Source organism: bacterium (assembly GCA_037131655.1).
Taxonomy (GTDB): domain Bacteria; phylum Armatimonadota; class Fimbriimonadia; order Fimbriimonadales; family JBAXQP01; genus JBAXQP01.
Map to the genome: position 1 here is coordinate 1 of JBAXQP010000261.1, position 3,859 is coordinate 3,859.

3 protein-coding genes are annotated in these 3,859 nt (G+C 47.0%); all 3 read right to left on the bottom strand.

Features of this window, described 5'->3' with window-relative positions; translation table 11 throughout:
- A partial coding sequence (locus WCO51_10795) for a tryptophanase (protein MEI6513742.1) occupies nt 1–1,169 on the bottom strand: 1,169 nt, incomplete at its 3' end.
- A 171-nt stretch (nt 1,170–1,340) separates the two neighbouring features.
- Complete coding sequence (locus WCO51_10800) at nt 1,341–3,269, bottom strand: aconitate hydratase (protein ID MEI6513743.1); 1,929 nt, start codon at nt 3,267–3,269, stop codon at nt 1,341–1,343.
- Between the two features lie 204 nt (nt 3,270–3,473).
- A partial coding sequence (locus WCO51_10805; GenBank protein MEI6513744.1) for a hypothetical protein occupies nt 3,474–3,859 on the bottom strand: 386 nt, incomplete at its 5' end.

A 3,859-nucleotide genomic window follows, 5' to 3' on the forward strand; every position in this document is an offset into this window, starting at 1 on the left:
GTGCCTCGCTCCATTGTTCGAATTCCTGAACAGAGATAGACCGCTGCTGCCAAAGCTCCGGCTGGGTATTGCGTTTGAGGTATATGAGGCACAAATCGTTTGGCATCCAAGTGAGCTGCCAATCCACCAGGAGGGGTTACTACCGGCACTCCTGTCTCTAAGAATCGATTGATGAAGTATTTTACTTCACGAACGGAGCATCCGGCGACATCTTCATTGACCATCTCGCGCAAACCAACGGCCATCGCTTCGACTTCTTTAATGGACATACCACCATATGTCGCAAAGCCTTCATATAACGGCAGGAAATCGCGCAAAGCGCCAAAATATTCTTCATTATTGGTAGCGATTAAACCGCCGCGCACACTTGCATTCTTTCGAGCACTCATGTAATAGAGATCGATCTTCGAGCACATCTCTAAGATGATCTCTGCAACGCTCTTGTTCTGATAACCGGCTTCGCGCTCCTTGATGAGGTAAGCATTCTCGCCAAGCAAGCTTCCATCCATTACCAACATGATGCCATTATCATCGCAGATTTTGCGAACGGCACGCATGTTTTCCATCGAAAAGGGCTGTCCGCCTAACAGGTTAGTTGTCGCTTCAAATCGAATATAAGCAATCCCTTCCCTGCCATATTTCTTAATAACCGCATTTACCTTGTCTAGGTCGAAGTTACCCTTGAAGGGATGAGTACTTTGGGTATTCAGCGCCTCATCAGCATAAAGCTCGAGCATAGTACCGCCCAATACTTCAACATGTGCGCGAGTAGTTGTGAAGTGAAAGTTAGTTGCAACTATCTGACCGGGTTTGAGGAATACTTTGTCAATTAAGTGCTCGGCGGCTCTTCCTTGGTGAACTGGCATAGAGAGCTTGTAACCAAGCGTATCGGTAACCGCATCAACCATGCGGTAATAGCTCTCACTTCCGGCATAAGCGTCATCAGCAACCATCATTGCTGCAAGCTGATTGTCACTCATTGCATTAACGCCGCTATCCGTTAGCATGTCCAAAAACACATCTCGAGTTCGAAGCAAGAAGGTATTATAACCGCCTTCTTCAATAGCCTTTAGTCGATCATTAAGTGACGGTAGGCTGATGCTTTGAACGATACGCACTTTGTGCATTTCGATAGGGAAAGATTTACCATTTCGCAGTTGAATCTCCACCTGAATTGCTCCTTGTTATTTACCGAATAATCGGTGCTAATGGAACCAGCATTATAAACGTGCCAACTTTACTAATTACCTAAAAAAACTATTGACAGAAAATAACCATGAACAATCGTTGCCCAAGAACTGTCTCTATTGCCATCGCAACGGGGAACATCATAGGCTATCCTAACTCTGGCTTACGGTGAAATTGAGTAAGCCTCCAGCTTTAAGGATTGCCCGTTGCCGTTCCGTCAAATCATGTCGGACCGGTATCTGAATACCTTTGCTTGCCACAAATATCATTACGATTTCTTGTCCGTCGAGGATAGGCTGAACGTCGATTTCAAGAACATCCCCTTGTTCAATTGTATCAAAATCCTTATCAGACGTAAAGGTTAATGGCACAATTCCGAAGTTAATTAGGTTCGCGCGATGGATACGGGCAAATTGATTGGCAATAACAGCCTTAACGCCCAAGAACATCGGAGCTAAAGCTGCATGCTCACGGCTGGAACCTTGGCCATAGTTTGCGCCGCCAACAATAAATCCACCATTTTTTGCTTTAGCACGCGTTGCGAAAGTCTCGTCAACTCGAGTAAAGACGTATTCAGAAATTGCCGGCACATTGGAACGCAGCGGAAGCACTTTTGCCCCGGCGGGCAAGATGTGATCTGTAGAGATATTGTCACCAACCTTTAACAATACTTCGCCCGACAGCTTCGGCTTTATTGGTGTGTTCACCGGCAACGGTTTGATATTAGGACCTCGTAGCACCTCAATTTTTTCTCGTTCTTCAGCTTTGATAGGAGGTTTGATAATGCCGACATCGTTGACTACATATTGCTTTGGTTCTTCACGACCCGGCCAGGTGATTCCGAGTTCGCGTGGATCGGCGATTACTCCTGCAATCGCACAAGCCACAGTTGTTTCAGGGCTAGCCAAATAGACCCTCGCATCTTTTGTCCCGCTCCGGCCTTCGAAATTGCGATTAAAGGATCGTACCGAGACCCCATTAGATGGAGGAGCTTGCCCCATACCAATGCAAGGCCCACACGCTGATTCGAGAATTCGACAACCTGCTGAGATCAGATCGGCCAACACTCCTGATGCAGCAACGGTTTCGTAGACCGATTTGCTTCCGGGTGTCACAGTCATCGATACGTTAGAATGAACCACTCGGCCTTTGAGCATGGTAGCTGCAATCGCTAAATCATGATAGGATGAATTAGTGCAGGAACCAATACACGCCTGCTGAACGGGAATACCAACCGCCTCTCGAACAGAAATCACATTGTCCGGAGAGTGGGGTTGGGCAATCATCGGCGCTAAACTGTCTAAGTCTATTTCTAATTCTTCATCATATCCTGCACCGGCATCCGATGCGGTTGCGACCCAGTCCACTTCCCTTCCTTGAGCTGTTAGGAACTCGCGCGTCCTCTCATCCGAAGGGAAAATGCTGGTCGTTGCGCCAAGTTCAGCGCCCATATTGGTGATTGTAAATCGATCGGTTGCAGCTAGACTTTTAACACCGGGGCCGAAGTACTCAAAAACCTTCCCTGTACCCCCTTTTACGGTTAGGCGCCGAAGTATTTCAAGGATTACGTCCTTCCCTCCAACCCATGGTTGAAGCTCTCCGGTCAACTTTACACCAACGACGATAGGCATATTAAGATAGAATGGACCGCCTCCCATCGCCACCGCCACATCAAGCCCTCCTGCGCCGATTGCCAACATCCCAAGTCCACCACAGGTTGGAGTATGGCTATCCGAACCTAAAAGTGTTTGACCTGGAACCCCAAAACGTTCTCGATGTACTTGATGACAAATACCGTTCCCAGGCTTTGAATAGATAATGCCATAACGGGCTGCGATTGATTGAAGGAAAAGATGGTCGTCAGCACTCTCGAAGCCCTGTTGAAGCATATTATGGTCGACATAGCTGACCGACAGCTTAGTTTTGACTTGCGATAGTCCCATCGCCTCGAATTGAAGATAGGCCATCGTGCCGGTCGCATCTTGTGTTAACGTCTGGTCAATCCGAATAGAGATTTCCTCGCCAGGGTTCATCTCCCCTGAAACAAGATGCTCTTTAATGATTTTCTGAGTTAAATTCATTCTATTTCCCCCCGAAACTAGCCTTGCAAAGTAGTATCCCTGTGCTTAAATTAGAAACTGACTACTCTATCTCGCTCAAAGCACTGCAGGGATAAGTCAATCGTCTACCCTTGCTTTAACCCTATTGAAATAATAACTACCACAAGAATCAGCTGCTGCGATCCCCATGGCAGTTATTGGCAGTATTATTGGGGCATCACTTCGTTACAGCGCAGCGTCCTCTATATTTAAATTCGACGTAAGTGGTTTGGGTGGTATCTGTATTTGCTTAGCTTCCCCCGATACCTTAGCAAGTGAAGATGAAGCCTGTAGAATACGAGGAGCGATCAGGATTTCCAGCTCACCTACATTCTGTACTGCCCCTCGGTTCTCTTGCATGGCTTTAATGAGTTCGATAGTAAACAAGCCGATCGCTTGTCCTGAACTGTCTTGCAACCCATAGCATCGTTGACCAACGGCACAAGCGTTCCACACAAGGAATGAACCTGCTATACCCTGAAATTGACTTCCGAAAGCTATACGTCCACCCAATTTCATTCGATCGACTTCCCAGATGCTAATCACTCGTGAAGCTTTTTCAGTTAATGGCG

Bases quoted from the DNA above. Each gene is read 5' to 3' on its own strand.
- WCO51_10800 (MEI6513743.1), bottom strand. From the start codon at position 3,269: ATGAATTTAACTCAGAAAATCATTAAAGAGCATCTTGTTTCAGGGGAG.